Raw genomic sequence first — 25,612 nt, 5'->3', positions numbered from 1 at the left:
CCCTGACTCCTACTCGTGCTCGTGAGGCACTGCGACTTAGCGGCCTGCCGCACTCCGCTCTCACCTCAACGATAGACCTGCCTAAGACACAAGCGGCTTCAGCCGCGACAGGCATTGTCAGTAAAGCCTGTCGCGGCTGAAGCCGCTCCTACAAAGGGTGCGAGCGGCGATGCGCTCTACGGGACGCCTCAGCGCGCCCGCGACTTCGGTGCGGCACCGGCGGCCGGCGGCTCGCTCGGCTTGGCGGCGCCGGCGGCGGGACGGCCGAAACCGGTGCCGAGGTTGCGCTGGAATTCCTGCCACAGCTCCATGTTGCGCTCGGTCAGCTGGTTCATCATGGTCCACGGCGTCTGCCCGAGCAGATTGCCCATCTGCTGGCGGAACTGCTGCTGCTGGTCCAGGAACACCTGCATGCTGCGCTCCAGGTAGTTGCCCATGAAGCCCTGCAGCGAATCGCCGTAGAAGCGGATGATCTGGCTGAGCAACTGGGTGGACAGCATCGGTTCGCCGTCCTGTTCCTGGTCGGCGATGATCTGCAGCAACACCGCGCGGCTCAGGTCTTCGCCGGTCTTGGCGTCGCGGACCTCGAATTCCTCGCCGTCGATGATCAACTGGCGGACGTCTTCGATGGTGATGTAACTGGAAATCTCGGTGTCGTAGAGGCGGCGATTGGGGTACTTCTTGATGATGCGGATCTCAGCCATGAAGCGGTCGCTCTTGACGGTAGGCGCGCAGCATGGCGCAGCGCAGCAGGGCTTGCAACCGCCGCAAGCCCCTGAACTCGGGGCTGGCGGCAAAAAAAATGCTGCGCAGCATGCGCGCGGCGCCGATGCGGGACGCGCGATGCCAGCTGCAGCATTTTCGGTAGCGTTACCTCGACTGCGCCGCTGCCGACCTGAGCGGTTCAGTCGCCATCGCTACCAGCCCATGTGGTGGCCGCCGTTGATGTCCAGGTTGGAGCCGGTGATCCAGGCCGCTTCCTCGGCGACCAGGAACGCCACCGCGTAGGCGATCTCTTCCGGTTTGCCCAGGCGCCCGGTCGGGATGTCGGCGATGATCTTGGCGCGCACTTCCTCCGGCACCGCCATGACCATGTCGGTGGCCACATAGCCCGGCGAGACGGTGTTGACGGTGATGCCGTAGCCGGCGTTCTCGCGCGCCAGGGAAATGGTGAAGCCGTGCATGCCGGCCTTGGCCGCGGCGTAGTTGGCCTGGCCGTACTGGCCCTTCAGGCCGTTGATCGAGCTGATCTGGATGACCCGGCCCCAGCGCTGCTTGCGCATGCCTTCGATCACCGGGCGGGTGACGTTGAACACCGAGTTGAGGTTGGTGTTGATCACCTCGTGCCACTGCTCGGCGGTCATCTTGTGGAAGGTGGTGTCGCGGGTGATGCCGGCGTTGTTGACCAGCACCTCGACCGGACCGAGCTGCCGCTCCACCTCCTGCACCAGCGCCTGCGCGTGGTCGGGCGAGGCGACGTCGCCGGCGACGATGGCGATCTCGTGGCCGCGGTCGCGCATGCGCTGTTGCCAGGCGCGCGCCTTGGGCTCGTCGCGGTAGTTGCTGGCCACGCGGTGGCCCTGCGCGGCCAGCCGCTCGCAGATCGCAGTGCCGATGCCGCCGGTACCGCCGGTGACCAGCGCAACGCGTGATGTCATGGATTCGCTCCGGATAGGGAAGAGGGGAGAGGGCCGTGTTGCGGCCGAAACCTCGATTCTAGTCAGCCTTGGTGTCCCTGGGGATACCGGCCGCGTCGCGCGGCGTCCGATCCTGCGCCGGCAGCCGCGCCGGGTCGAAGCCGCGCAGCGCCGCCGCCAGCAGCGCGGCCACCGAACCGGCGCCGGCCAGCGCTGCCGGAACCTGGCCCAGCTGCGCCCAGGCCAGGCGCAGCGCGGGCAGCGGATCGGCGTCGTCCAGCGGCAGCGCGGCGTGCGACTTGGACAGCTTGCGGCCGTCGGCGCCGAGCAGCAGCGGCAGGTGCAGGTAGTTCGGCGTCGGCAGGCCCAGCGCGCGCTGCAGCAGGATCTGCCGCGGCGTGGAATCGAGCAGGTCGGCGCCGCGCACCACGTCGCTGATGCCCTGGGCGGCGTCGTCGACCACCACCGCCAGCTGGTAGGCCCAGCAGCCGTCGGCGCGCAGCAGCACGAAATCGCCGACCTCGGCGTACACGTCCTGGTGGACCTCGCCGCGTACGCCGTCGCGAAACGCGACCACGCTGTGCGGCGCCACCCGCAAGCGCAGCGCCGGCTGCGGCCGCGGCTGCGTCGCCACGCAGCGATGGTGCACGCCGCCCTGCGCGGCCAGCTCGCTGCGGCTGCAGCTGCACGCGAAGGCCAGGCCGGCCTGCAGCAGGCGCTGCGCCGCGGCCTGGTAGACCGCGCCGCGCTCGCTCTGGCGCAGGATCGGCGCGTCCGCTTCCAGGCCGCAGGCGCGCAGGCTGGCGAGCTGGCGCTCGGCCGCGCCGGGCACGCTGCGCGGCCGGTCCACGTCCTCGATGCGCAGCAGCCACTCGCCGCCGGCATGGCGCGCCAGCAGCCAGCTGCCGAACGCGGCGAGCAGCGAGCCCAGGTGCAGTGGGCCGGTGGGCGAGGGCGCGAAACGGCCGCGGTAGGGAGGCGAGGGCATGGGCAAGCTGAATCGTCGGTCAGGTGCGCGCTTGAATTCAAGCTGTCCGCGCCGCAGATTCGAGCCAGTCCTTCATTTTCCCGGTGCGGAGTCCACGCCTACATGTTCAATCGAATCGCCCTGTTCCTCATCACCAATCTGGCGGTGCTGGTGCTGGCCGGCATTGTCATGTCCGTGTTCGGCATCAATCCCAACCAGATGGGCGGGCTGCTGGTGATGGCCGCGCTGTTCGGCTTCGGCGGCTCGCTGGTGTCGCTGCTGCTGTCCAAGTTCATGGCCAAGCGCGCCACCGGCGCGCAGGTGATCACCGAGCCGCGCAACCACACCGAGCGCTGGCTGCTGGAGACGGTGCGGCGGCAGGCGCAGGCCGCCGGCATCGGCATGCCCGAGGTCGCGGTCTACGACGGGCCGGAGATCAACGCCTTCGCCACCGGCGCCAACCGCAACAACGCGCTGGTCGCGGTCTCCACCGGCCTGCTGCGGAACATGACCGAGGACGAGGCCGAGGCGGTGCTCGCCCACGAGATCAGCCATGTCGCCAACGGCGACATGGTGACGATGGCGCTGCTGCAGGGCGTACTGAACACCTTCGTGATCGTGCTGGCGCGGGTGGTCGGCGGGATCGTGGACGGGTATCTGTCCGGCAACCGCGAGGGCGGCCGCCGTGGTCTGGCCTACTACGCGATCGTGATGGTGCTGGAGATGGTATTCGGCCTGTTCGCGACGATGATCGCGATGTGGTTCTCGCGCTACCGCGAGTTCCGCGCCGACGCCGGCGGTGCCAGCCTGGCCGGTCGCGGCAAGATGATCGCGGCGCTGCAGCGGCTGGAACTCAACCACGGGCAGAGCACGCTGCCGTCGCAGGTGCAGGCGTTCGGCATCGCCGGCGGCCTGGGCCAGGGCCTGCGCAAGCTGTTCATGAGCCACCCGCCGCTGTCCGAGCGCATCGCCACCCTGCGCGCCTCGCACGTCAACGCGACGGTGAGCTGAGCGCCGGTCGAACCGACCGGGGGCGGGGACCCCATTACGGGATCCCGTCCCCCGCAGCATCAGGTGTCGGTATGCGCTTTCCGGGTCCCTGGTCCCCGGTCCCCGGTCCCGCGAACTCAAGCAAAATCGAAGATCATGTCAGGCGCCGCCAGGCCCACGAACTCGCCCTGCACGTAGTCGACGCCGGCGCTGAACAGCAGGCTCATCGAGGTGGCGTCGGCGACGAACTCGGCGATGGTGCGGATCCCGGCCGATTGCGCGCGCTCGGTGATCTCGCGGATCTTTTCCTGGTGTTCGCGGGTCTGCGCCAGGTCCTGGGTGAAGCCGCGGTCCAGTTTGAGGAACGAGGGCTGGAAGTGCGCCAGCAGCTGGAACGAGTCCAGGCCCGAGCCGAACTGTTCCAGCCCGACCTTGCAGCCCAGCCCGGTGGCGTTGGCCAGGAACTGCTGTGCGTTGCGCAGGTGGGTGAACACCTTGGCCTCGGGCGTCTGCAGCCACAGGCGCTCACCGGGCACGCCGTGCGCGGCCAGCTCGCGCCGGATCAGTTCCACCATCTGCGGATCGGCGAAGGCGTCCGGGCTGATCTTGACCAGCAGGCTGGTGGCATGGCCGGCGCGCTGGCGCTCGCCGATCACCGCGATCGCGCGCGCCACCACCCAGCGGTCGATGTCGGCCATCAGCCCGTGCTCGGCGGCGATGCCGAGGAAGGTGGTCGGTCCGATGATCTCGTCGTTGCGTTCCAGGCGCAGGTAGGCCTCGTACAGCTCGTGCGGCTCGCCCTGCAGGTTCAGCACCGGCTGGTAGTGCAGCAGGAAGCCGTCGCCGGCCAGCGCCTCGCGCAGGTGCTGCACCCAGCGCTGGATGCGCTCTTCCTCGACCCGGTCGGCCGCGCCGGGGTCGAAGATCTTGCAGGCGTTGCCGCCCAGCTCGATCGTGGCCTGCACGTTCTCGCTGGCGCGGGCCAGGACCTGGCCGACGGTGGCGATCTTCTCGCCGATCTGCACGCCGCCGATGCTGACGGTGACCGTGGCCGAGCGCTCGCCGACGCTGAACACATGCGCGGCGTAGGCATTGAGCAGGCGTTCGGCCAGCGCCGCGGTGCGCGCGTAGTCGCCCTGCAGCAGCAGCGCGAAGTTGTGCTCGCCGAAGCGCGCGGCCTGCACATCGCCGTCGATCGCCGCGGCCAGGTGCTGGGCCAGCGCCGCCACCAGCGCGTCGGCCGAGTCCAGGCCGATGTCGGCCAGCAACCGCGCGTAGTGGTCGGGCTCGACCAGCAGGAAGCCGTAGTGGCCGTCGCCGCGGCCGACCTGGGCCACCGCGTTCTCCAGCGCCAGCATGAAGGTCGGGCGGTTGAGCAGGCCGGTGACCTGGTCGCGCTGGCGCAGGTCCTCGACCTCGCGCGCCAGTTCCGGATCGAATTCCTCGCGGCGGCGGAACACCACCTGCACGCAGGCCTCGCCCTCGTAGCTGGCGGTGGCGAACTCCATCGTCGCCGGGAAGCTCTCGCCGGCCATCGTGCGCGCGTCGACCTGGTATTGCGCCGGCGGCGGCTCGCCCTTGCCCAGCGCCTTCAGCAGCTGCTTGAACTCCTCCACGTGCTGCGGCGCGACCATGTCCAGCAGCGAGATGCCTTCGACGTCGTCGAACGAGTCGAAGCCGAACATCTCCAGGTAGGCCTCGTTGGCGCGGATGTGCATGCCTTCGTGGATGTAGGCGATCGGATCGCGCGAGGAGGCGATCAGCGCGTCGCAGCGGCGCTCGGTCTCGCGCATCTGCGCCTCGATCCGGCGCAGCCCGCGGCGCGCCTGCAGGTCGGCCCAAGTGTTGCGCAGCACCGCCAGCAGGTGTTCGGGGCGTTGGCGCAGCGCGATCGCGCGCGCGCCGCCGGCCACCGCCTCGATCCATTCGTTCTCGTCGATGCTGTCGGCGAGCAGGATCACCGGGATGTCCTTGCCGCTGGCGCCCACGCGCTGCAGCACCTGCGGCAGCGGGATGGCCTGCGAGCGCGCGCTCAGCACCAGGTCGATCGGCTGCGCGGCGAGCATCGCGCCCAGCTCCTCCGCGTGCTGCGGCCGCGACGGCCGCACCGCGATGCCGCTGTTGCGCAGGCTGCTGACGATCGCCTCGGCGTCTTCACCGCTGTCGTCGACGATCATCAGCCGGAGGGTGGTGTCTTTGCCTGTCTGCATGGAGCCTCCCGGGGACGGGGTTTAATACACGATGCCCGCTGCGGCGTCCATGTGTGTGGGGCCGGGATTGGGGATTCGGGATTGGGGATTGGCAAAAGCAGGCTGCGATGGTTGCACCCAGCCTCGCGCAGCCCGCGAACCCTCAGGCATTGTGAGCCGCTTTTGCCAATCCCCAATCCCGAATCCCCAATCCCGGCCTTCAGGCCACCCCGCCAGCGGCATGGCCCGAGGCCCAGGCCCACTGGAAGTTGTAGCCTCCCAGCCAGCCGCTGACGTCCAGTACCTCGCCGACGAAGTACAGGCCGGGGACTTGGCGCGATTCCATGGTCGCCGACGACACCTGGTCGGTGTCCACCCCGCCCAGGGTGACCTCGGCGGTGCGGTAGCCCTCGGTGCCGCTGGCCACCAGCGGCCAGGCGCCGAGCAGCGCCGCCGCCGCGCGCAGCTGCGGTTCGTCCAGCTGGCGCACCGGCTTGTCCGGCAGCCAGACCTCGCACAGCCGCTGCGCGAAGCGGCGCGGCAGCGCCTCGCCCAGCACCGTGCGCAGTTCCGCGGCGCCGCGCAGGCGCTTGTGCTCGCGTAGCCACGCGGCCGCGTCCTGCCCGGGCAGCAGGTCCAGGCGCAGGTCGTCGCCCGGCTGCCAGTACGAGGAGATCTGCAGGATCGCCGGGCCGCTGACGCCGCGGTGGGTGATCAGCATGAAGTTGCGGAAGCTGGCGCCGTTGCAGCTGGCCTCGACCGGCAGCGCCAGCCCGGACAGGTCCTGCAGGCGTTCCTGGTGCTTGCCGCTGAGGGTCAGCGGCACCAGCCCGGCGCGGGTCGGCAGCACGCCGTGGCCGAACTGGCGGGCCAGGTCGTAGCCGAAGCCGGTGGCGCCCAGGCTGGGGATGGACAGTCCGCCGCTGGCCACCACCAGCGAGGCGGCGTGCACCGGGCCGTCGTCGGTGGCGATGCGGAACCCCTCGCTGCCGCGCTCCACGCCGCGCACCGCGCACTGGGTGCGGATGGTCACCCCGGCCGCGTCGCATTCGTCCACCAGCATGCGCACGATCTGCTTGGAGGAGATGTCGCAGAACAGCTGGCCCAGTTCCTTCTCGTGGTAGGCGATGGCGTGGCGTTCGACCATCTCGATGAAGTCGGCCGGGCGATAGCGGGCCAGCGCCGACTTGCAGAAGTGCGGATTGGCGGACAGGAAATTGCCCGGGCCGGTGCCGGTGTTGGTGAAGTTGCAGCGCCCGCCGCCGGACATCAGGATCTTCTTGCCGACCTTGTTGGCGTGCTCGATCACCCGCACGCTGCGCCCGCGGCGGCCGGCGGTCAGCGCGCACATCAGCCCGGCGGCGCCGGCGCCGATGACCGCGACGTCGACCCGGATGGGCTCGGCGCGCACATTCATGCCGCGGCTTTACGCACCGTCGGGGTGAAGGTGACGCTGCCCTCGTCGCCGAGCAACTGCACTTCGCCGTCCTGAATCACCACGTCGAAGCGCATGCTGCGCTGGATCAGTTCGGCCGCCGAGGCGACCGCGTCGCCGGGCAGGTCGATGACCTGCAGCGGCTTGAGCTTGAGCAGGCCGGAGGCGTTCTTCTCCCACCAGATGTCGGCGACGCGGCCACCGTAGTTGACCACCACCACCTCGCGGGCGCGGCCGCAGGCCTTGCGGATGCGCGATTCGTCGGGCTGGCCGACCTCGATCCACTGCTCGATGGCGCCGGTGTAGTCCATCCGCCACAGGTCCGGCTCGTCGTCGCTGCTCAGGCCCTTGCCGAACAGCAGGCGTTCCTCGGCGAACAGGGCGAAGGTCAGCAGCCGCGCCATCAGCCGCTGGTCGGTCTCGGACGGGTGCTGGGCCAGGGTCAGCGCATGCGCCGCGTAATAGCCGCGGTCCATGTCGGAAATCTGCAGGTCGGCCTTGCGAAGGGTGGCGGTGAGGGCCATGCGGCTACCGGGATCAAAGGGCGGCCATGATAATGCGTGACGATGTCCGATCCCCGCCCGCCGTCCGCCTTCGTTCCGGCCCCGAGCCGTTGGCAACTGCCGCCTGGGCCGTGGCCGACCCTGCTGGACGGGCTGTGCGCGCGCTTCCCGCGGGTGTCGCGGGCGCAGTGGCAGGACCGCTGCGAGCGCGGCCGGGTGCAGGATGCGCAGGGCCGGCCGTTGCCGGCGGCACTGCCGTACCGGGTCGGGCTGGAGGTGCGCTATTTCCGCGAGGTCGCCGACGAAGCGCCGATCGCCGGGGTGGAGCGCATCGTCCACGCCGATGCGCACCTGGTGGTGGCCGACAAGCCGCATGGGCTGCCGGTGACCCCGTCCGGGCGCTTCGTGCGCGAGACCCTGCTGGCGCGGCTGGTGGCGCGGCTGGGCAATCCGGCGCTGGTGCCGCTGCATCGTCTGGACCGCGCGACCGCCGGATTGGTGCTGTTCTCGGCCGATCCGGGCAGCCGCGCCGCGTACCAGGCGTTGTTCCGCAAGCGGCGCATCGCCAAGGCCTACCAGGCGCTGGCACCGGCCTTGCCGGGGCACACGTTCCCGCTGCTGCGCGCCAGCCGGGTGGTGCGCGGCGAGCCGTTCTTCCGCATGACCGAGACCGCCGGCGAGGCCAACAGCCTGACCCGGATCACCGTGCTGGAGGCGCGCGACGGGCCGCTGTGGCGCTATGCGCTGGCGCCAGTGACCGGGCGCAAGCACCAGCTGCGCGTGCACATGGCCGCGCTGGGCGCGCCGATCCTGGGCGATCCGCTGTATCCGCAGTTGCGCGCGGAGGGGGAGGGGGCAGCTACCAACACGCTGCACTTGCTAGCCTGCGGCCTGGAGTTCGACGACCCGCTCAGCGGGCAGGCACGCCGCTTCGCCAGCGCGCAGACCCTGGCCTGGCCGTCGACATAGTGCCGCATTCTCTAAGTCAGCGAGACGCTTCGCGCCGGACCCTCACCCCAACCCCTCTCCCGGCGGGAGAGGGGCTAGGTTGCTCCCCTTCTCCCATCGTGAGTAGGCTGTTCCCTTCTCCCATCGGGAGAAGGTGCCCCGCAGGGGCGGATGAGGGTACGGGCGCAGCCTCGTGCATCCAGATCGGCGAGACGCTTTCGCGCCGTACCCTCACCCCAACCCCTCTCCCGGTGGGAGAGGGGCTCTCTCTAGTGGCATAGTGCGCAACGATCGAGGTGCGCCAGCGCCGCAGACGACTGAATGCGCGGTCAGGGCAGCGAGCCAGCGCACTTCGCGCAAAACGGCAGGCGTATCGGCCGCGCCGGCGTGAACTTTAGGCCTGGGTTCAGCTTCTTTGTGGGTCATCTCGGTTTGTCTACACAAACTTGTCGCTTTTTGCGGACGACCCGCGTATGGTTGGCCCCACTGTGTTTGCTAGGGTCACCGTGAATCGTGGCCTGGTGCAGTTGATCTCGCGATCCGCTTCATCGTTCCGCTTTACCAACGCCTGCAACTCAGTCTCGGCCCCGATACCCGGTGGCTGCGATTTTCTTCAATTCAATGTTTCAGGAGTTAGTAAATGTCTGATCGTCAGAGCGGTACCGTGAAGTGGTTCAACGATGCCAAGGGCTTCGGCTTCATCACCCCGGAAAGCGGCCCGGACCTGTTCGTGCACTTCCGCGCCATCCAGGGCACCGGCTTCAAGTCGCTGCAGGAAGGCCAGAAGGTGACCTTCGTCGCCGTGCAGGGCCAGAAGGGCATGCAGGCTGACCAGGTGCAGGCCGTCTAATTTAGACGCCAGCCACCGCAAGGTTGCCAGAACGCCGGAAGCGAAAGCTTCCGGCGTTTTTATTTGCGCGCGTTTATTTGCGCCCGCCCGCAGCTGCGGGTTGCTGGCCACCTGCAGAGGCGTCCGCAGCAGCCGCAAGCGTCGGCCCAGCCTGATCGGCGCCGCTGCGCGCGCCGGCGGTGACGGTCAGCTGCAGGAGTCGCGGCCGGGCCGGCTACCATGGTCGGCCCGCGTCTCCGGAACCGCCGCCATGATCACCGTCCATCACCTCAACCAGTCCCGTTCGCAGCGCGTGCTGTGGCTGCTGGAGGAACTGGCGCTGCCGTACCAGGTGGTCAAGTACCAGCGCGACAGGCAGACCATGCTGGCGCCGCCGGAACTGCGCGCGATCCATCCGCTGGGCAAGTCGCCGGTGCTGGTCGACGATGGTCACGTGCTGGCCGAATCCGGCGCGATCCTCGATTACCTGGTGGAGCGCTACGACACCGAGCGCGCGCTGTCGCCGTCGCCGCAGCCGCTGGACGCACCCGAACGCCTGCGCTACCGCTACTGGATGCATTACGCGGAGGGCTCGGCGATGCCGCCGTTGCTGATGAGCCTGGTGTTCGGGCGCATCCGTTCGGCGAAGATGCCGTTCTTCGCGCGGCCGATCGCCCGCGCCATCGTCGACAAGGCGATGCACAGCTTCATCGGCCCGCAACTGAAGCTGCACCTGGACTGGATGGAGCGCGAGCTGGCCGCGACCGGCTGGTTCGCCGGCGACCGCTTCACCGCCGCCGACGTGCAGATGAGTTTTCCGGTGCAGGCCGCGGCCGCGCGCGCCGGCCTGCAGGCCTATCCGAACCTGGCCGGCTTCGTGCAGCGTATCGAGCAGCGCCCGGCCTACCAGCGCGCGCTGCAGCAGGGCGGGCCGTTCGAGTTGCTCGGCGGGGGCAAGGCCGACTGAGGTCTGTCCGAGCGGCTTCGGTTCGCTGTCGCCGGGCGAGCGCGGCGCACCGCCCCGTTCACGGCAACGGCGTGCGCGCCGGGCACTGCCGCACGAAGGCGATGCTGTCGGCCATCACCGGCAGCGCCGGATCGTCCTTGCGCAGCGCCAGCGCCAGGCGCAGATGGCCGACGTCGGGGTAGATCTTCAGTTCGACCGGCACGCCGGCGCGTTGCAGCGCGGCCTGCAGCGATCGGCTTTCGCGCGGCGCGACGACCCGGTCGGCGCCGCCGTGCAACAGCAGCATCGGCGGTTCGTCGCCGTCGACGAAGGCGATCGGCTGCGAGCGCCGCTGCTGCGCCGGGTCGCGGCCGAATATGCCGATCAGGTCGGTTTCGGTCAGCGGCAGGAAGTCGTAGGCGCCGGCCAGGCCGACCAGCCCGCACAGCTGCCGCGGCGACATGCCCTGCGCCTGCAGCCAGCGGCCGTCGCTGGCCAGCAACGCGGCCATGTGCGCGCCGGCGGAATGGCCCATCAGCACTAGCCGGCGCGGGTCGCCGCCGTGCTCGGCGGCATGGCGCTGGCTCCAGGCCACCGCGGTGGCGGCATCGCCCATGAAGCCATCCAGGGTCACATTCGGGTATTTGCGGTAGTCCGGCACGATCGCGACCACGCCACGCCGCGCCAGCGCTTCGCCGGCCCAGCGGTACTGCTGGCGGTTGCCGGTCTGCCAGGTGCCGCCGTGGAAGAACACCACCACCGGCGCGCCTTGCGCCGCGGCCGGGCGGTAGACGTCGAGCTTCAGGCCGTGCGCCGCATCGAACACGATGCCGCGCTGTTCGCTCAGCCCCTGGCGCGCGGAGCCGGCATTGAGGCCGCCGAAGAACAGGCTGCTGCAGGCGGAGACCAGCAGCGAGGACAGCGCGACCAGCAGGTGGCGGGGCCAGCGCGGCGGCAGCGGCGAAGCGTCGGACATGGGGAGTTATCTGCAAGATAAGGAGCGGGAGCATGCCGCATGCTTGTGTCGGCAGCGAGTGCATGATGCGTCGGCGAGCGCTTCGCGCCGTACCCTCACCCCAACCCCTCTCCCGGTGGGAGAGGGGCTAAGGCAGGGCCGCGGCTGTTTCCTTCTCCCCCTGGGAGAAGGTGCCCCGCAGGGGCGGATGAGGGTACGGGCGCAGCCTCGCGCATCAAATCCAGCGAGTCGCTTTCGCGCCGGACCCTCACCCCAACCCCTCTCCCGGTGGGAGAGGGGCTAACGCGGGCCGCGGGGGCGGATGCGGGTGCGGGCGCAGCGTCGTGCACCCTTGGTCGACAAGGTGTTTGGCACCATGTTCGCTCTCTCCAGGTCCTAAGCTGGCGCCCATGCCTCCATTGCGCTTCGACAACCGTTTCACCGCCGAACTGCCCGGCGATCCCGAGCACGGCCCGCGCCTGCGCGAGGTGCTGGGGGCGTTGTGGTCGGAGGTCGCGCCGACCCCGGTCGCCGCGCCGCAGCTGCTGGCCCATTCGCGCGAGGTCGCAGCCATGCTCGGGCTCTCGGAGCAGGAGGTGCTGGCGCCGCAGTTCGCCGAGGTCTTCGCCGGCAATGCGCTTTACCCGGGCATGCGGCCGTACGCGATGAACTACGGCGGCCACCAGTTTGGCCACTGGGCCGGGCAGCTCGGCGACGGCCGCGCGATCGCGCTGGGCGAGGCGCTGGGCGCGGATGGGCGGCGCTGGGAACTGCAGCTCAAGGGCGCCGGGCGCACGCCGTATTCGCGCGGCGCCGATGGCCGCGCGGTGCTGCGCTCGTCGATCCGCGAATTCCTGTGCAGCGAGGCCATGCATCATCTCGGCGTGCCGACCACGCGCGCGCTGAGCCTGGTGGCCACCGGCGAGCGCGTGGTGCGCGACATGTTCTACGACGGCCATCCGCGCGCCGAACCCGGCGCGGTGGTGTGCCGGGTAGCGCCGTCGTTCGTGCGCTTCGGCAGTTTCGAGTTGCCGTCCTCGCGCGGCGACGACGCCTTGCTGCGGCGCCTGGCCGACTTCGTGATCGACCGCGATTTCCCCGAGCTGCGCGGGCGCGGCGCGACGCGCTATGCCGACTGGTTCGGCGAGGTCTGCGCGCGCACCGCGACGATGGTCGCGCAGTGGATGCGGGTCGGCTTCGTGCACGGGGTGATGAACACCGACAACATGTCGATCCTGGGCCTGACCATCGACTACGGCCCGTATGGCTGGATCGACGACTACGATCCGGACTGGACCCCCAACACCACCGATGCGCAGGGCCGCCGCTATCGCTTCGGCACCCAGCCGCAGGTCGCGTACTGGAATCTCACGCGGCTGGCGCAGGCGCTGGCGCCGCTGTTCGATGACGTCGCGCCGCTGCACGCCGGCCTGGAGCGCTTTCGCGAAACCTCTGCGCAGGCCGAGCGCGACAACACGGCCGCCAAGCTCGGCCTGGCGGCATGCGAGGAGGCCGACCTGGCGCTGATGCAGGACCTGCTGCAACTGCTGCAGCAGGGCGAGGTGGACATGACCCTGTGGTTCCGCGGATTGAGCGCGCCGCAGGTGCCGGCGCTGGCGGATCTGGCCGAGGCGTTCTACGACCCGGCCAAGCTGGCCGCGCAGGCGCCGGCGTTCGAGGCCTGGCTGGCGCGCTATGCGCAGCGGGTGGACGCCGATCCGCTGCCGGCGGCCCAGCGCGCCGCGAAGATGCGTGCGGCCAACCCGCGCTACGTGCTGCGCAACTACCTGGCGCAGCAGGCGATCGACCGCGCCGAGCAGGGCGACATGGACGGCGTCGCCGAACTGCTGGAGGTGATGCGCCGCCCCTACGACGATCAGCCGGGCCGCGAGGCGTTCGCGGCGCGGCGCCCGGACTGGGCGCGCGAGCGCGCCGGGTGCTCGATGCTGTCGTGCAGTTCCTGAGGGCTCAGCTGTGTGCGGCTGGGTGATCGCGGAATATGCGACCGCTGGACGTTGTGTCGCGCGCGGCGGCCATCGATGGCGCCGGCAATGCGCGGTCAGCGTGCCGGGTCGGCGCGATAGGCCCAGGCGGCCAGGAAGCTCGTCACCACTTCCGCCGCCAGCGCCTGCTGGGTGTCGCGGCCCGGTGCCTGCCCGTTGAGCATCGCGCCGGGATAGGCATAGCCGATCGCCGCGCCGATGAAGGCGGTGGCGGCCAGGTGCGGGGAGGCCACGCGCACGTCGCCGCGCGCATCGAGCCTCTGCAGCAGGTCGCTCAGGCGTTGGCGCAGGCGCCCGGTGCGGCGCTGGTGCAGCGACTGCAGCAGGTCCGGCATCTGCGCGCTGGCCTGTACCAGCAGGCGGTGCAGGCGCAGCGAGGAGGGTGCGTACAGGTGCGCCTGCACGGTCAGTGCGATTTGCTGCAGGGCGCGCGGCAGGTCCTGCGGGGCGGCGTCGCCGATGTTCTCCAACTGCGCCTGCAGTTCCTCGCTCAACGCCTCGAACACCTGCATCAGCAGGTCGGCCTTGCTGGAGAAATGGTTGTACAGGCTCTGCCGGGTCAGCCCCGCATGCAGCGCGATCTGCTCCAGCGAGACCTCCAGGCCGTGCTCCAGCAACAGCTCGCGGGCGGCGCGCAGCAACCGCGGCCGCGCCAGCGCCGGCCGCCCGCGCTGGCGGCCGGTCGGCGCAACCGCGCCTGCCTCGGCCGTCGGGCGGGTGGCGCGGGGCCGCGCGGCGCGGGCGGTTGTGCGATCCTTCATGCTTATTTATTTGTCTTTAAGTAAATTAAATGATCCTCCCCCCAGCTTCCAGGATCAAGCGCATGCCCGCGCCCTTCGCCCAGCGTTCTCGCCGCACGCTGTCGCTGCTGCTGTGCCTTTCCTTGCTCGTGCTTGCCGGCTGCAAGGGCGACCGCGCTGCGCCGGCGGCGCAGCCCAGGACCGTCGGGGTGGTGACGCTGCAGCCGCAGAGCGTGCCGCTGAGTGCCGAGCTGGCCGGGCGCACTGCCGCGTCGGAGGAATCGGAGGTGCGGCCGCAGGTCGGCGGCATCCTGCGCAAGCGGCTGTTCGAGGAGGGCGCGATGGTGCGCGCCGGGCAGCCGCTGTTCCAGATCGAGCCGACCCTGTACCAGGCCGCGGCCAACGAGGCGCAGGCCAACCTGGCCACCGCCGAGGCGGCGCTGGCCACCGCGCAGCTGCGCGCCGAGCGCTATCGCGAACTGGGCAAGACCCGGCTGGCCGCGCAGCAGGACGTGGACGACGCGCAGGCGACCTACAAGCAGGCGCTGGCCAGCCGCGACGCCAACCGCGCCGCGGTGGAGACCGCGCGCACCCAGCTGCGCTTCGCCACCGTGGAGGCGCCGATCAGCGGCCGCATCGGCCGGGCACGGGTCACCCCGGGCGCACTGGTCACCGCCAGCCAGGCCGATGCGATCGCCAAGATCCAGCAGCTGGACCCGATGAACGTGGACATCACCCAGTCCGGCAGCCAGTTCCTGGCGCTGCGCCGCGCGATCGCCGACGGCGGGGTTCAGCCGGCCACCGCAGAGGTGCGCCTGAAGCTGTCCGACGGCAGCGACTACCCGTTGCCGGGCACGCTGGAGTTCGCCGACATCGACGTGGAGGAGACCACCGGCAGCGTGACCCTGCGCGCGCGCTTCCCCAACCCCGACGCGCAGTTGCTGCCGGGCATGTACGTGCGCGCGATCGTCGGCCAGGGCACCCGCCAGCAGGCGCTGCTGGTGCCGCAGGCGGCGGTGGACCGCACCCCGCGCGGCGACGCGCAGGCCTGGGTGGTGGGCGCGGACAACATCGTGCGCCAGCGCCAGTTCACCACGCTGCGCGCGGTCGGCGATCGCTGGCTGGTCGGCGACGGGCTCAAGCCCGGCGAGCGGGTGGTGGTGGAGGGCCGGCAGGGACTCAGCGACGGCGCCAAGGTGACGGTCAAGCCGGCTGCGGCCGCCGCCGGCCAGGGCTGAGCCGGCATGCTCGCGCATTTCTTCATCCGCCGCCCGATCTTCGCCTGGGTGCTGGCGATCTGCATCATGGCCGCCGGCGCCATCGCCGTGTTCACCCTGCCGGTGGAGCAGTACCCCGACATCGCCCCGCCCGGGGTCACCGTCACCGCCACCTACAACGGCGCCTCGGCGCAGACGGTGGAGGACAGCGTCACCCAGGTGATCGAGCAGCAGATCAAGGGCATCGACCACCTGCTGTACTTTTCCTCGACCAGTTCCTCGTCCGGGCAGGCGCGGATCAGCATCACCTTCGACCAGGCCGCCAATCCCGACATCGCCCAGGTGCAGGTGCAGAACGCGGTCAACCAGGCGCTCAACCGCCTGCCGCAGGAAGTGCAGCAGCAGGGCGTGACGGTTGCCAAATCGCAGGGCGACAGCCTGATGGCGGTGGCGCTGTACGACAGCACCGACCGGCTGGACAACGTCGACATCTCCGACTACCTGATCAGCACCTTGCAGGACCCGATCAGCCGCATCAACGGCGTCGGCGAGATCAACGTGTTCGGCGCGCAGTACGCGATGCGCATCTGGATGGACCCGCACAAGCTCAACGCCTACAAGCTGATGCCCGGCGACGTGCGCAGCGCGATCGAGGCGCAGAACACCCAGGTCACCGCTGGCGAACTCGGCGCGCTGCCCACCGGTGCCGACCAGGAGCTCAACGCCACGGTGACCGCGCAGTCGCGGTTGCAGACTGCCGAGCAGTTCCGCGCCATCATCCTGGCCACCCAGCCCGACGGTTCCAGCGTGCACCTGGGCGACGTGGCGCGGGTGGAGATCGGCGCGGAGAACTACCAGAACAGCGCCACGCTCAACGGGCATCCGGCGTCCGGCTTCTCGGTGACGCTGTCCTCCGGCGCCAACGCGGTGGCCACCTCCGACGCGGTGCGCGCCACCATCGAGCGGCTCAAGCCGACCTTCCCGCCGGGCATGGAGGTGGCTTACCCGCGCGACAGCACGCCGTTCGTGCGGATCTCGATCGAGGGCGTGGTGCACACGCTGATCGAGGCGATCGTGCTGGTGGTGGTGGTGATGTTCCTGTTCCTGCAGAACGGCCGCGCCACGCTGATCCCGGCGATCACCGTGCCGGTGGTGCTGCTGGGCACCTTCGGCATCCTCGCCGCGGCCGGTTTCACCATCAACACGCTGACCCTGTTCGCGATGGTGCTGGCGATCGGCCTGCTGGTCGACGATGCGATCGTGGTGGTGGAGAACGTCGAGCGGATCATGCACGAGCAGCACCTGCCGCCGCGCGAGGCCACCGAGCAATCGATGGGCGAGATCACCGGCGCGCTGGTCGGCATCACCGTGGTGCTGGGCGCGGTGTTCCTGCCGATGGCGTTCTTCGGCGGCTCCACCGGCATCATCTACCGGCAGTTCTCCATCACCATCGCCTCGGCGATGGCGCTGTCGGCGCTGGTCGCGCTGACCCTGACCCCGGCGCTGTGCGCGACCCTGCTCAAGCCGGTGGAAAAGGAACGCCAGCCGGGGCGCTTCTTCCGCTGGTTCAACCGGGGCGTGGAGCGCAGCCAGCAGGCCTACCAGCGCCGGCTCGGCACGCTGTTGCGGCAGCCGCGGCGCTGGATGGCGCTGTACGTGGTGATCGTGCTGGCGATGGCGGCGCTCTATGCGCGCATGCCGACCGGCTTCCTGCCGGTGGAGGACCAGGGCCAGGTGCAGATCCAGTTCACCACGCCCGAGGGCACGCCGCTGGCCAAGACCGAGGCGCTGGGCCGGCGCATCAACGATTACTTCATGGCGCACGAGAAGAACAACGTCACCGCGGTCTTCATGGTGATCGGGCGCAACAACGCCGGCACCGGGCAGAACGCCGGCCAGGCCTTCGTCGCGCTGCGGCCGTGGGGCGAGCGCAATCGCGACAACACCGCGCAGGCGATCATCGACCGCGCCAACGCGCATTTTCGCGGCACCGCCGACGCCAAGATCAGCGTGCTGTCGCCGCCGGCGGTGCGCGGCCTGGGCCAGTCCAGCGGCTTCGAACTGTGGATCCGCGACAGCGACGGCGCCGGCCGCGCGGCGCTGCTGAAGGCGCAGCAGCAGGTGCTGCAGGAGGCGGGCGACGATCCGCAGCTGACCGCGGTGCGGCTCAACGGCCTGGGCGACAAGGCGCAGTTGCAGGTCGACATCGACCAGGCCCAGGCCAGCGCGCTGGGCCTGGCGCAGAGCGACATCAACGCCACCCTGTCCACCGCGTGGGGCGGCAGCTACGTCAACGATTTCCTCGACCGCGGCCGGGTCAAGCGCGTCTACGTGCAGGGCGATGCGCCGTACCGCTCGCTGCCGGAGGACATCGGCCAGTGGTACGTGCGCGGCAAGGACGGGCAGATGGCGCCGTTCGCCAGCTTCGCCAGCACCCGCTGGACCCGCGGTCCGCAGCTGCAGCAGCGCTTCAACGGCCTGGCGGCGGCGCAGATCCAGGGCGGCGCGGCGGCCGGCGGCAGTTCCGGCGAGGCGATGCAGCGGATGCAGGCGCTGGTCGCCAAGCAGGAGGGGTTCGACCTGCAATGGAGCGGCCTGTCCTACCAGGAGCAGCTGTCGAGCAACCAGACGCTGTGGCTGTACACCGCCTCGATCCTGTTCATTTTCCTGTGCCTGGCGGCGCTGTACGAGAGCTGGTCGATTCCGGTGGCGGTGCTGCTGGTGATCCCGTTGGGCGTGCTCGGCACGGTCACCGCGACCACCCTGGCCGGCTTCGTCAACGACATCTACTTCCAGGTCGGCCTGCTGACCACGATCGGCCTGTCGGCGAAGAACGCGATCCTGATCGTGGAGTTCGCCGAGGCCCAGCAGAAGGCCGGGCGGCCGCTGCTGGAGGCGGCGCTGGAAGGCGCGCGGCTGCGCCTGCGGCCGATCGTGATGACCTCGCTGGCGTTCGTCGCCGGCGTGCTGCCGCTGGCGCTGTCCACCGGCGCCGGCGCCGCCAGCCGCCGCGAGATCGGCATCAGCGTGATCGGCGGCATGCTCTCGGGCACGCTGCTGGCGGTGCTGCTGGTGCCGCTGTTCTTCGTGCTGGTGCGGCGTCTGCTGCACGGGCCGGCGGCCAACGCGCAGGCCATGCCGACCGCGTGAGCGCGGTGAACGGGTCAGGGCGCGGCGCTGCATGGCCGCGCCCTGCGCCTAGAATGGGCGTCTTTCCTCCGCCTCGATGCCCCGATGAACGAGTCTTCCTGCTGCGACGCGCCCGCCGACGCACCCGCCCACTGGTCCGGCCGCATCCGCGATGTCGCCGATTTCCCCAAGCCGGGCATCATGTTCAAGGACATCACCCCGCTGCTCGCCGACGGCCCGGACTACGCCTCGGCGATCGACGCGATGGTGCAGCCGTGGCGCGGTACGCCGCTGGACGCGGTGCTGGGCATCGAATCGCGCGGCTTCATCCTGGGTGCGACGCTGGCGCATGAACTGCGCGTGGGCTTCGTGCCGGTGCGCAAGCCGGGCAAGCTGCCGACGGCGACGATCGGCCAGGACTACGGCCTGGAATACGGCCGCGACCGCATCGAGATCCATGTCGACGCGCTGCAGCCGGGCGCGCGCGTGCTGATCGTCGACGACGTGCTGGCCACCGGCGGCACCTTGCTGGCCGCGCTGGCGTTGGCGCAGCGGCTCGGCGCCGAGGTGGTGGCGGCCACGGTGATGGTGGAACTGACCGCGCTGGGCGCGCGTGCGCGCTGGCCGGCGGACATCCCGCTAACCGCGTCGCTGCGCTACTGATGCTCAACGGTCTTTGGATCGAGAAAGGCTTATCTTTCCAAGGACTATAAGCGAGGGAGATATATGCTGATTCTGGAAATTGCGGTTTTTTCAGCAGCGTTCTTGGCGGTCAGTCTGCTGGCGGTTCATCAGATCGTCGTACAGGTCAGGGAATGCCGCTTTTATAAGAAGAATGGCGGGGATTTTTCGGTTGATAGCGGCATGGATGACGTGAAGCTCGATAAGCGGATTTTTATCTATGATCCTGGCCTTACAAGCTGGCAACGTTTCTATATTTTCCGCCCGCTGTACATTGTGCTGCTCATTGTCTTCGCAGGTATGATGATCCTCTCTCTATTCTGAGAGGCGAACCGGCAGGGCCTGGCCGCGCGCGGCTCAGTGCGGGTAGACGGCCTCTTCCAGGCCAGAATCGGCGCAGGCGTCGGTATGGTGCGGATTGCCGTTGAACGGGCCGATCCTGCAGATCCGCTGTCGTGCGCGAACACCCGCTGCAGCCCGTGCTCGGGACCCCAATCGCCGTTGCATTCCAGGATGCTGCGGACGCGGCCGTCGCGGTAGCGGCTGGCGTAGGCTTTCAAGCCGAAATGCACGTATTTCCATATTGCGCGGGGCCGTGGATGCGCGGCGAGGGCAGGCCGTGCGTTGCGTGCAAGGCATGCATGCGCCGGTAGTAGGCGAATACGTCCGCCGCGGCGGCATCCAGGACCGCCTGGTCGATGCGCAGGAACGCGGCGATGGCGGCGCCGACGTCGGCCGGCGCCGGATCGGCGGCATAGTCTTCGAGGACGAAGCTGCAGTCGCCCTGCATCCAGCGCACCGGCACCTCGGCGCTCCAGGCGCTGCCGTCCTCGTCCTGCTCCAGCGATTCCAGCACCCGCTGCAGCAAGTTCACAGCTTGCTGACCCGGAACCGGCGGCCCTTGATCTTGCCTGCCTGCAACTGGCCCAGCGCCCGGCCGGCGTGCTCGCGGGCGACGGCGACGTAGGAGCGGGTGGGGTAGATCGCGATCTTGCCGATCGCCGCGCCGGACAGACCTGCGTCGCCGGTCAGCGCACCGAGGATGTCGCCGGCGCGCAGCTTGTCGGTCTTGCCGCCGTCGATGCGCAGCGTGGCCATCGCCGCCTGCGGCAACTGCGCCGGGCGCGCGGTGGCCAGCGGCGCGCGCGACCAGCGCAGCGGCTGGCCCTGTTCGGCCTCCAGCGCCTGCGCGCGCGCCACTTCGCGCGGCGCCACCAGGCTCAGCGCCAGGCCGCGCTTGCCGGCGCGCGCGGTGCGGCCGATGCGGTGGCGGTAGGTCTCGGTGTCGGTCGGCAGTTCGTAGTTGAGCACCGCTGCCAGGTCCTCCACGTCCAGCCCGCGCGCGGCCACGTCGCTGGCGACCAGCACGTTGCAGCTGCGGTTGACGAAGCGCACCAGCACCTCGTCGCGGTCGCGCTGTTCCATGTCGCCGTGCAGCGCCAGCGCCGAAAAGCCGAATTGCTGCAGCGAGCCGGCCACCTCGTCCACTTCCTTGCGGGTATTGCAGAACACCACGCTGGATTCGGGGGTGAAGCGCAGCAACAGCCCGGCCACCGCCTTCTGCCGGTAGGTCGGGTCCACTTCGAAGAACTGCTGCTCGATCTCCGGCGCGCTGTCGGCGCCCTCGATGGTGATTTCGGCCGGTTCCTTCAGCAGTTCGCGCGCCAGGGTGCGGATCGCGTCGGGGAAGGTGGCCGAGAACAGCAGGCTCTGGCGGTGCTTGTCGCAGCGGCTGGCGATCTCGCGGATCGGCTCCTCGAAGCCCATGTCGAGCATGCGGTCGGCCTCGTCCAGCACCAGCGTGCGCACCCCGCCCAGGTGCAGCGCGCGCTTGCGGGCGAGCTCCTGGATGCGGCCGGGCGTGCCCACCACCACCTGCGGGTCGTGGGCCTCCAGCGAGGCCAGCTGCGGACCCAGCGGCATGCCGCCGGTCAGCACCACCAGCTTCATGTTGGGAATGCCGGTGGCCAGCTTGCGCAGCTGCTTGCCGACCTGGTCGGCCAGTTCGCGGGTCGGACACAGCACCAGTGCCTGCGCGCGGGTCAGCGCCGGGTCCAGCTTCTGCAGCAGGCCCAGGCCGAACGCCGCGGTCTTGCCGCTGCCGGTGGGCGCCTGCACGATGACGTCGTGGCCGGCCAGGATCGGCGGCAGGCTCTGCGCCTGCACCGGGGTCATGGTGGTGTAGCCGAGCGCGTCGATGCCCGGCGCCAGCGCCGGGGAGAGGGACAGGGTGTCGAAATCGTTCATGGTCTATTTTAACCGGGACCGGGGACCCGGGACCGGGGACCCGGAAAAGCCCGGCTCCGCCGGCCTCCAGGCGCCATGCAGACTGACGCGCAGGAGCTCAGGCAGGGCCGCGATCGTCGACCGCCGGGTCCAGCCCCAACGCCGCGACGCGGCGCACGAACTCGCGAAAGCAGACCTCGGACACCCCGGCGGCCAGGCCTGCCTGCTCGGGCCCGAGATCGGCCGGGCCGTCGTACAGGTGCAGCACGTAGCGATGGAACCAGGGATTGGGATGGCTGGCGTCGACATCCGCGTCCACCCGGTAGCCGCCATCGCCGCAGCATTCGCGCAGCAGGTCGATCAGTGCGTCGTGGGCGTCGTCGAAGTTGCCGGCGCCGAAGCGTGCCTGGAGAAGGTCCGGGGCGATGCGCAGCGAACGGCGGCGATGGCCGTCGCGCACGGCCGGGGCGGCGTTCGGGTTCGGTGACGGGCGCATCCACGTACAATAGCGTATGCCTCTCATAACCTTGCAGAACGTCGACTACAGCGTCGGCGGCCCCTTGTTGCTGGAAAAGACCGAACTGACGATCGAGCCGGGCGAGCGCATCGCCCTGATCGGCCGCAACGGCGCCGGCAAATCGACCTTGATGAAATTGATCGCCGGCGAGCTCAAGCCCGACGACGGCGAGATCCGCGTCCAGCAGGGCGTGCGCATCGCGCGGCTGGAGCAGGAGGTGCCGCACGGCGCCGCCGGCAGCGTGTTCGACGTGGTCGCCGACGGCCTGGGCGAGCTCGGCCACTGGTTGGCCGAGTTCCACCGGCTCAGCCATGCCGCCGAGTTCGACGGCGATGCGCTGGGCGCGGTGCAGTCCAAGATCGACGGCGCCAACGGCTGGGCGCTGGACCAACGGGTCAACGAGACCCTGACCCGGCTCGATCTGGACGGCGATGCCGAGTTCGCGCGGCTGTCCGGCGGCATGAAGCGGCGCGTGCTGCTGGCGCGGGCGCTGGTGTCGGCGCCGGACCTGCTGCTGCTCGACGAGCCGACCAACCACCTGGACATCGAGGCGATCGACTGGCTGGAACTGTTCCTGAAAGGCTGGAACGGCAGCGTGGTGTTCGTCACCCACGACCGGCGCTTCCTGCGCGCCCTGGCTACGCGCATCGTCGAGATCGACCGCGGCCAGGTCACCAGTTGGCCGGGCGACTGGGCCAACTACGAGCGCCGCCGCGAGGAGCGGCTCAACGCGCAGGCGCAGGAGAACGCGCGCTTCGACAAGATGCTGGCGCAGGAAGAGATCTGGATCCGCCAGGGCATCAAGGCGCGGCGTACCCGCGACGAAGGCCGCGTGCGGCGCCTGGAATCGATGCGCAACGAACGCACCCAGCGCCGCGAGCTCGGCGGCAACGTACGCATGGAGGCGGCGCAGGGCGAGTCCTCGGGCAAGAAGGTGATCGAGGCCAAGGAACTGAGCTTCGCCTTCGGTGCGCGGACCATGGTGCGCGATTTCTCCAGCACCATCCTGCGCGGCGACCGCATCGGCCTGATCGGCCCCAATGGCAGCGGCAAGACCACGCTGCTGAAGCTGCTGCTGGGCGAACTGACCCCGGCCGGCGGAGAGGTGCGCACCGGCACCAACCTGCAGGTGGCCTATTTCGACCAGTACCGCGCCACCTTGCGCGAGGACTGGAGCGCGATCGAGAACGTCGCCGAGGGCCGCGACTTCATCGAGGTCAACGGCAAGCGCAAGCACGTGCACGGCTATCTGCAGGATTTCCTGTTCACTCCGGAGCGCGCGCGCGCGCCGATCACCCGCCTGTCCGGCGGCGAGCGCAACCGCCTGCTGCTGGCGCGGCTGTTCGCGCAGCCGTCGAACCTGCTGGTGATGGACGAACCGACCAACGACCTGGACGTGGAGACGCTGGAGTTGTTGGAAGAGCTGCTCGGCGACTACACCGGCACCTTGCTGCTGGTCAGCCACGACCGCGACTTCATCGACAACGTGGTGACCTCGACCATGGTGATGGAAGGCGACGGCCGCATCGGCGAATACGTCGGCGGCTACAGCGACTGGGTGCGCCAGCGCGCCGCGCCGCCGGCCAGCGCGATGGCGGTGGCCAAGGCTTCGGCGACTGCGGCCGCCACTGCGCCTGTCGCGACAGCGGCGGCCGTCGCGGCGCCTGCGGCCAAGCGCAAGCTCAGCTACAAGGATGCGCGCGAGCTGGAGCAGCTGCCGGCGCGGATCGAGACGCTGGAGCAGCAGGTCGCGGCGTTGACCGCGGCGATGACCGAGGCCTCGTTCTACCAGCGCGATGCGGCGGCGGTGAGCGCGCATACCCAGGCGCTGACCCAGGCCCAGGCCGATCTGGACGCGGCCTACGCGCGCTGGAGCGAATTGGACGCGTAGCGGCGCAAGCTGAAGCGCTTTCTCCTCTACAGGCGCTTGTGCTGGCTGGTAGGGAGCACTGTGGGAAGGGCTTCAGTTCCGATGCTGTGTGGTTGTGGCGAGTCCACGGCTTCGCTCGTCGCGACTGAAGTCGCTCCCACAAGGGGCTTTCGGGCAACTGGCAGGGTGCGCTGTGGGAAGGACCTCAGTCCTACAGCTTTCCGGTCGCGGCGACTCCACCGCTTCGCTCGTCGCGGCTGAAGCCGCTCCTACAACGGCGGCGGCTAACTGGCTGGGTGCACTGTAGGAGGGACTTCAGTCCCGACACCGTCCGGTCGCGGCGACTCTGCAGCTTCGCTCGTCGCGACTGAAGTCGCTCCCACAAGGGGCTTGCGGCCAACTCGCTGGGTGCGCTGTGGGAGGGCTTCAGTCCTGCCGCTTTCCGGTTGCAGCAAATCCACGGCTTCGCTCGTCGCGGCTGAAGCCGCTCCTACAGATGCAGAGGACTTGCGGTCACCTGGCTGGGTGCACTGTGGGAGGGACTTCAGTCCCGACGCTGTGCGGTTGCGGCGACTCCGCCGCTTCGTTGGTCGCGGCTGAAGCCGCCCCAGCAAGCGGCATCGTTTGATCGAGAAGGCGCTAGCCGTGCGACCACGCAGGCGACGGTCGCTCAGCGCGAGGCAGCGTCTTCGTCTTCGTCGTCGTCATCCAGATCGTCGGCCTGGCTGCCGTGGTCGTCGTCTTCGGCTTCGTCGCCGGCGAGCAGGCCGACGAAGGCGACGAAGGCGATGCCGTCCTGCGCCCATTCCTTGGCCACGTCGTCGAGCAGTTCCAGCAGCACGTCGAAATCCTTCTTCGCCACCGACTGCAGTTCGGCGGCGTCTTCCAGCAGCAGCGCGTAGCCGCCCTTGGCCGGCAGCCACGACAGGTCGCGCAGGCCGTCCATCAGCGCATCCCAGTTGCGGCCGAAGCCGATCGGGAAGTCCAGTTGCGCGGCCATGCGCATCAGCAGCATCGGCTTGCTGCTGCAGCCGCGCAGGTCGATCCGGCACAGCCGCAGGCCGGCATCGCGGCCTAGCGCGGCGATGCTGTCGAGGTCGCTGTTGGCGACGCGGTAGACGCCGGATGCGGCCGGCTCGGCCAGGTTCAGCGAAAAGTTGAAAGTGTTCATGGCGACGGCCTCCCGGAGGCGATGCTGAAACTGCGGAAACTGGCGTAGTGGTCGTCGCTGTAATACCAAACGTCCGGCGGGTCGCCGCCGGTGACGATGCGCCGCGTCCCGCGGTGCTCCAGCCCCGGCGTGTCGACGGTGTATTCGCGATAGTAGCCGCGCGGGCGTGACGGCAGCCGGTTTTCGCGGTTGCCGAACACGCTGCCGTCCTGGCGATGCGGGAACGGACCGCCGCGCTGGATCAGGGCAATGGTGGCGCGCGCCTCGGGCGGCAGGAACGGCGGCAGCGGATCGGTGCTGGCCGGCGGCGTCGGCGGACGTGGCGCAGGCGCAGGCGGCGCGGCGGGATCGGTGAGCGCGGGCGCGAACTGCGGATGCGGCGGTTGCTGCAGTGCGCGGATGCCCCACAGGCCGGCGGCGAGCAGCACGATCGCGGCGATCAGTAACACGGGCTTGCGCATCGGCGGCGGCTCCAGTGAGGACGGTGCTGCGGCGTCTTGCGGACGCGGCAACGGCACAGTATGGGCGAGCCTGGCTGTTCGTGCTCTGAAGATCGGTCGTCCGTCCTGGCGGGCCGCGTAGGATCGGCTCGTCCTGGAAGCGGCTCACCGCGGTCGGGCAGCCGGATTCGGCACTCGGTTCGGGCGGCGGGTGGATCT

General features: G+C 69.8%; 23 protein-coding genes. 10 read left to right on the top strand and 13 right to left on the bottom strand.

The window, feature by feature from the left end:
• Window positions 1-188 precede the first annotated feature (188 nt).
• From phaR to gluQRS, 3 genes are all read right to left on the bottom strand, one after another.
• The gene (phaR, locus tag J2Y70_RS17665) at window positions 189-704 is read right to left on the bottom strand and encodes a polyhydroxyalkanoate synthesis repressor PhaR (RefSeq protein WP_263394866.1); all 516 of its coding nucleotides are present in this window, start codon (window positions 702-704) and stop codon (window positions 189-191) included.
• A gap of 213 nt (window positions 705-917) precedes the next feature.
• Window positions 918-1,658, bottom strand: a complete 741-nt coding sequence (locus J2Y70_RS17660; RefSeq protein ID WP_309920450.1) for a beta-ketoacyl-ACP reductase — start codon at window positions 1,656-1,658, stop codon at window positions 918-920.
• Window positions 1,659-1,716: 58 nt separating this feature from the next.
• Window positions 1,717-2,625 (bottom strand): tRNA glutamyl-Q(34) synthetase GluQRS, encoded by a 909-nt coding sequence (gene gluQRS / locus J2Y70_RS17655; protein ID WP_309920447.1) that lies wholly within the window; start codon window positions 2,623-2,625, stop codon window positions 1,717-1,719.
• A 102-nt stretch (window positions 2,626-2,727) separates the two neighbouring features.
• On the opposite strand from gluQRS, the gene htpX reads away from it, so the two are divergent.
• On the top strand, window positions 2,728-3,615 hold the full coding sequence (gene htpX / locus J2Y70_RS17650) for a protease HtpX (protein ID WP_263394862.1): 888 nt from the start codon (window positions 2,728-2,730) through the stop codon (window positions 3,613-3,615).
• A gap of 116 nt (window positions 3,616-3,731) precedes the next feature.
• Here the strand turns inward: htpX and J2Y70_RS17645 are convergent, their stop codons facing one another.
• From J2Y70_RS17645 to J2Y70_RS17635, 3 genes are all read right to left on the bottom strand, one after another.
• Window positions 3,732-5,804, bottom strand: a complete 2,073-nt coding sequence (locus J2Y70_RS17645; protein ID WP_309920444.1) for an EAL domain-containing protein — start codon at window positions 5,802-5,804, stop codon at window positions 3,732-3,734.
• A gap of 199 nt (window positions 5,805-6,003) precedes the next feature.
• Entirely contained in the window at window positions 6,004-7,200 is a 1,197-nt protein-coding gene (locus J2Y70_RS17640; RefSeq protein WP_309920440.1) for an NAD(P)/FAD-dependent oxidoreductase, read from the bottom strand.
• Complete coding sequence (locus J2Y70_RS17635) at window positions 7,197-7,742, bottom strand: YaeQ family protein (protein WP_309920438.1); 546 nt, start codon at window positions 7,740-7,742, stop codon at window positions 7,197-7,199. The genes J2Y70_RS17640 and J2Y70_RS17635 overlap by 4 nt, the downstream gene beginning before the upstream one ends.
• Before the next feature lie 42 nt (window positions 7,743-7,784).
• Between J2Y70_RS17635 and J2Y70_RS17630 the strand changes: the two genes are divergently transcribed.
• From J2Y70_RS17630 to J2Y70_RS17620, 3 genes are all read left to right on the top strand, one after another.
• Window positions 7,785-8,690 carry a pseudouridine synthase gene (locus tag J2Y70_RS17630; protein WP_309920435.1) on the top strand — a complete coding sequence of 302 codons (906 nt, stop codon included), beginning with the start codon at window positions 7,785-7,787 and terminating at the stop codon, window positions 8,688-8,690.
• Window positions 8,691-9,309: 619 nt separating this feature from the next.
• Window positions 9,310-9,519 (top strand): cold-shock protein, encoded by a 210-nt coding sequence (locus tag J2Y70_RS17625; protein WP_006451993.1) that lies wholly within the window; start codon window positions 9,310-9,312, stop codon window positions 9,517-9,519.
• Window positions 9,520-9,769: 250 nt separating this feature from the next.
• Entirely contained in the window at window positions 9,770-10,465 is a 696-nt protein-coding gene (locus J2Y70_RS17620) for a glutathione S-transferase (RefSeq protein ID WP_309920428.1), read from the top strand.
• A gap of 58 nt (window positions 10,466-10,523) precedes the next feature.
• On the opposite strand, the gene J2Y70_RS17615 is transcribed toward J2Y70_RS17620, so the two are convergent.
• Window positions 10,524-11,420: an alpha/beta hydrolase gene (locus J2Y70_RS17615; RefSeq protein WP_309920424.1), complete on the bottom strand. Its 897-nt coding sequence runs from the start codon at window positions 11,418-11,420 to the stop codon at window positions 10,524-10,526.
• Between the two features lie 389 nt (window positions 11,421-11,809).
• Here J2Y70_RS17615 and J2Y70_RS17610 point away from each other — a divergent pair, with 389 nt between their 5' ends.
• The gene (locus J2Y70_RS17610; protein WP_263394855.1) at window positions 11,810-13,363 is read left to right on the top strand and encodes a YdiU family protein; all 1,554 of its coding nucleotides are present in this window, start codon (window positions 11,810-11,812) and stop codon (window positions 13,361-13,363) included.
• Window positions 13,364-13,458: 95 nt separating this feature from the next.
• Here J2Y70_RS17610 and J2Y70_RS17605 read toward each other — a convergent pair whose 3' ends face one another.
• Window positions 13,459-14,163 carry a TetR/AcrR family transcriptional regulator gene (locus J2Y70_RS17605; protein ID WP_309920420.1) on the bottom strand — a complete coding sequence of 235 codons (705 nt, stop codon included), beginning with the start codon at window positions 14,161-14,163 and terminating at the stop codon, window positions 13,459-13,461.
• A 62-nt stretch (window positions 14,164-14,225) separates the two neighbouring features.
• On the opposite strand from J2Y70_RS17605, the gene J2Y70_RS17600 reads away from it, so the two are divergent.
• The 4 genes from J2Y70_RS17600 (at window position 14,226) to J2Y70_RS17585 (ending at window position 19,493) form a co-directional block, all read left to right on the top strand.
• Window positions 14,226-15,380 carry an efflux RND transporter periplasmic adaptor subunit gene (locus tag J2Y70_RS17600; RefSeq protein WP_309920417.1) on the top strand — a complete coding sequence of 385 codons (1,155 nt, stop codon included), beginning with the start codon at window positions 14,226-14,228 and terminating at the stop codon, window positions 15,378-15,380.
• Between the two features lie 6 nt (window positions 15,381-15,386).
• Entirely contained in the window at window positions 15,387-18,509 is a 3,123-nt protein-coding gene (locus J2Y70_RS17595; RefSeq protein WP_309920414.1) for an efflux RND transporter permease subunit, read from the top strand.
• 84 nt (window positions 18,510-18,593) lie between these two features.
• Window positions 18,594-19,151: an adenine phosphoribosyltransferase gene (locus J2Y70_RS17590; RefSeq protein WP_309920411.1), complete on the top strand. Its 558-nt coding sequence runs from the start codon at window positions 18,594-18,596 to the stop codon at window positions 19,149-19,151.
• Between the two features lie 63 nt (window positions 19,152-19,214).
• Window positions 19,215-19,493: a hypothetical protein gene (locus tag J2Y70_RS17585; RefSeq protein ID WP_309920408.1), complete on the top strand. Its 279-nt coding sequence runs from the start codon at window positions 19,215-19,217 to the stop codon at window positions 19,491-19,493.
• Between the two features lie 232 nt (window positions 19,494-19,725).
• On the opposite strand, the gene J2Y70_RS17580 is transcribed toward J2Y70_RS17585, so the two are convergent.
• From J2Y70_RS17580 to J2Y70_RS17570, 3 genes are all read right to left on the bottom strand, one after another.
• A complete protein-coding gene (locus tag J2Y70_RS17580) occupies window positions 19,726-20,043 on the bottom strand; it encodes a hypothetical protein (protein ID WP_309920406.1) in 318 nt (105 codons plus the stop codon).
• The gene (dbpA, locus tag J2Y70_RS17575) at window positions 20,040-21,416 is read right to left on the bottom strand and encodes an ATP-dependent RNA helicase DbpA (RefSeq protein ID WP_309920403.1); all 1,377 of its coding nucleotides are present in this window, start codon (window positions 21,414-21,416) and stop codon (window positions 20,040-20,042) included. Before dbpA ends, J2Y70_RS17580 begins: the two co-directional genes overlap by 4 nt.
• Before the next feature lie 97 nt (window positions 21,417-21,513).
• The gene (locus tag J2Y70_RS17570) at window positions 21,514-21,891 is read right to left on the bottom strand and encodes a hypothetical protein (RefSeq protein WP_309920401.1); all 378 of its coding nucleotides are present in this window, start codon (window positions 21,889-21,891) and stop codon (window positions 21,514-21,516) included.
• A 16-nt stretch (window positions 21,892-21,907) separates the two neighbouring features.
• On the opposite strand from J2Y70_RS17570, the gene J2Y70_RS17565 reads away from it, so the two are divergent.
• Window positions 21,908-23,803: an ATP-binding cassette domain-containing protein gene (locus J2Y70_RS17565; RefSeq protein ID WP_309920398.1), complete on the top strand. Its 1,896-nt coding sequence runs from the start codon at window positions 21,908-21,910 to the stop codon at window positions 23,801-23,803.
• Between the two features lie 649 nt (window positions 23,804-24,452).
• On the opposite strand, the gene J2Y70_RS17560 is transcribed toward J2Y70_RS17565, so the two are convergent.
• Both J2Y70_RS17560 and J2Y70_RS17555 read right to left on the bottom strand, forming a co-directional pair.
• Complete coding sequence (locus tag J2Y70_RS17560) at window positions 24,453-24,953, bottom strand: barstar family protein (protein ID WP_309920395.1); 501 nt, start codon at window positions 24,951-24,953, stop codon at window positions 24,453-24,455.
• A complete protein-coding gene (locus J2Y70_RS17555) occupies window positions 24,950-25,414 on the bottom strand; it encodes a ribonuclease domain-containing protein (RefSeq protein ID WP_309920392.1) in 465 nt (154 codons plus the stop codon). The genes J2Y70_RS17560 and J2Y70_RS17555 overlap by 4 nt, the downstream gene beginning before the upstream one ends.
• Window positions 25,415-25,612: the final 198 nt, after the last annotated feature.

The sequence above is a fragment of the Xanthomonas sp. 1678 genome (genome assembly GCF_031455575.1).
In the GTDB taxonomy this organism is placed as follows: domain Bacteria; phylum Pseudomonadota; class Gammaproteobacteria; order Xanthomonadales; family Xanthomonadaceae; genus Xanthomonas_A.
Note: the sequence above shows the minus strand (reverse complement) of the source record. Positions and strands in the feature narration are given on the sequence as shown.

Coding starts and splice junctions, on each gene's coding strand:
- J2Y70_RS17555 (WP_309920392.1), bottom strand. CDS start 25,414: ATGCGCAAGCCCGTGTTACTGATCGCCGCGATCGTGCTGCTCGCCGCC.
- J2Y70_RS17660 (WP_309920450.1), bottom strand. CDS start 1,658: ATGACATCACGCGTTGCGCTGGTCACCGGCGGTACCGGCGGCATCGGC.
- J2Y70_RS17600 (WP_309920417.1), top strand. CDS start 14,226: ATGCCCGCGCCCTTCGCCCAGCGTTCTCGCCGCACGCTGTCGCTGCTG.
- J2Y70_RS17635 (WP_309920438.1), bottom strand. CDS start 7,742: ATGGCCCTCACCGCCACCCTTCGCAAGGCCGACCTGCAGATTTCCGAC.
- phaR (WP_263394866.1), bottom strand. CDS start 704: ATGGCTGAGATCCGCATCATCAAGAAGTACCCCAATCGCCGCCTCTAC.
- J2Y70_RS17585 (WP_309920408.1), top strand. CDS start 19,215: ATGCTGATTCTGGAAATTGCGGTTTTTTCAGCAGCGTTCTTGGCGGTC.
- J2Y70_RS17630 (WP_309920435.1), top strand. CDS start 7,785: ATGTCCGATCCCCGCCCGCCGTCCGCCTTCGTTCCGGCCCCGAGCCGT.
- J2Y70_RS17560 (WP_309920395.1), bottom strand. CDS start 24,953: ATGAACACTTTCAACTTTTCGCTGAACCTGGCCGAGCCGGCCGCATCC.
- J2Y70_RS17620 (WP_309920428.1), top strand. CDS start 9,770: ATGATCACCGTCCATCACCTCAACCAGTCCCGTTCGCAGCGCGTGCTG.
- J2Y70_RS17645 (WP_309920444.1), bottom strand. CDS start 5,804: ATGCAGACAGGCAAAGACACCACCCTCCGGCTGATGATCGTCGACGAC.
- J2Y70_RS17565 (WP_309920398.1), top strand. CDS start 21,908: ATGCCTCTCATAACCTTGCAGAACGTCGACTACAGCGTCGGCGGCCCC.
- dbpA (WP_309920403.1), bottom strand. CDS start 21,416: ATGAACGATTTCGACACCCTGTCCCTCTCCCCGGCGCTGGCGCCGGGC.
- J2Y70_RS17615 (WP_309920424.1), bottom strand. CDS start 11,420: ATGTCCGACGCTTCGCCGCTGCCGCCGCGCTGGCCCCGCCACCTGCTG.
- J2Y70_RS17640 (WP_309920440.1), bottom strand. CDS start 7,200: ATGAATGTGCGCGCCGAGCCCATCCGGGTCGACGTCGCGGTCATCGGC.
- J2Y70_RS17605 (WP_309920420.1), bottom strand. CDS start 14,163: ATGAAGGATCGCACAACCGCCCGCGCCGCGCGGCCCCGCGCCACCCGC.
- J2Y70_RS17595 (WP_309920414.1), top strand. CDS start 15,387: ATGCTCGCGCATTTCTTCATCCGCCGCCCGATCTTCGCCTGGGTGCTG.
- J2Y70_RS17570 (WP_309920401.1), bottom strand. CDS start 21,891: ATGCGCCCGTCACCGAACCCGAACGCCGCCCCGGCCGTGCGCGACGGC.
- J2Y70_RS17625 (WP_006451993.1), top strand. CDS start 9,310: ATGTCTGATCGTCAGAGCGGTACCGTGAAGTGGTTCAACGATGCCAAG.
- htpX (WP_263394862.1), top strand. CDS start 2,728: ATGTTCAATCGAATCGCCCTGTTCCTCATCACCAATCTGGCGGTGCTG.
- J2Y70_RS17610 (WP_263394855.1), top strand. CDS start 11,810: ATGCCTCCATTGCGCTTCGACAACCGTTTCACCGCCGAACTGCCCGGC.
- gluQRS (WP_309920447.1), bottom strand. CDS start 2,625: ATGCCCTCGCCTCCCTACCGCGGCCGTTTCGCGCCCTCGCCCACCGGC.
- J2Y70_RS17590 (WP_309920411.1), top strand. CDS start 18,594: ATGAACGAGTCTTCCTGCTGCGACGCGCCCGCCGACGCACCCGCCCAC.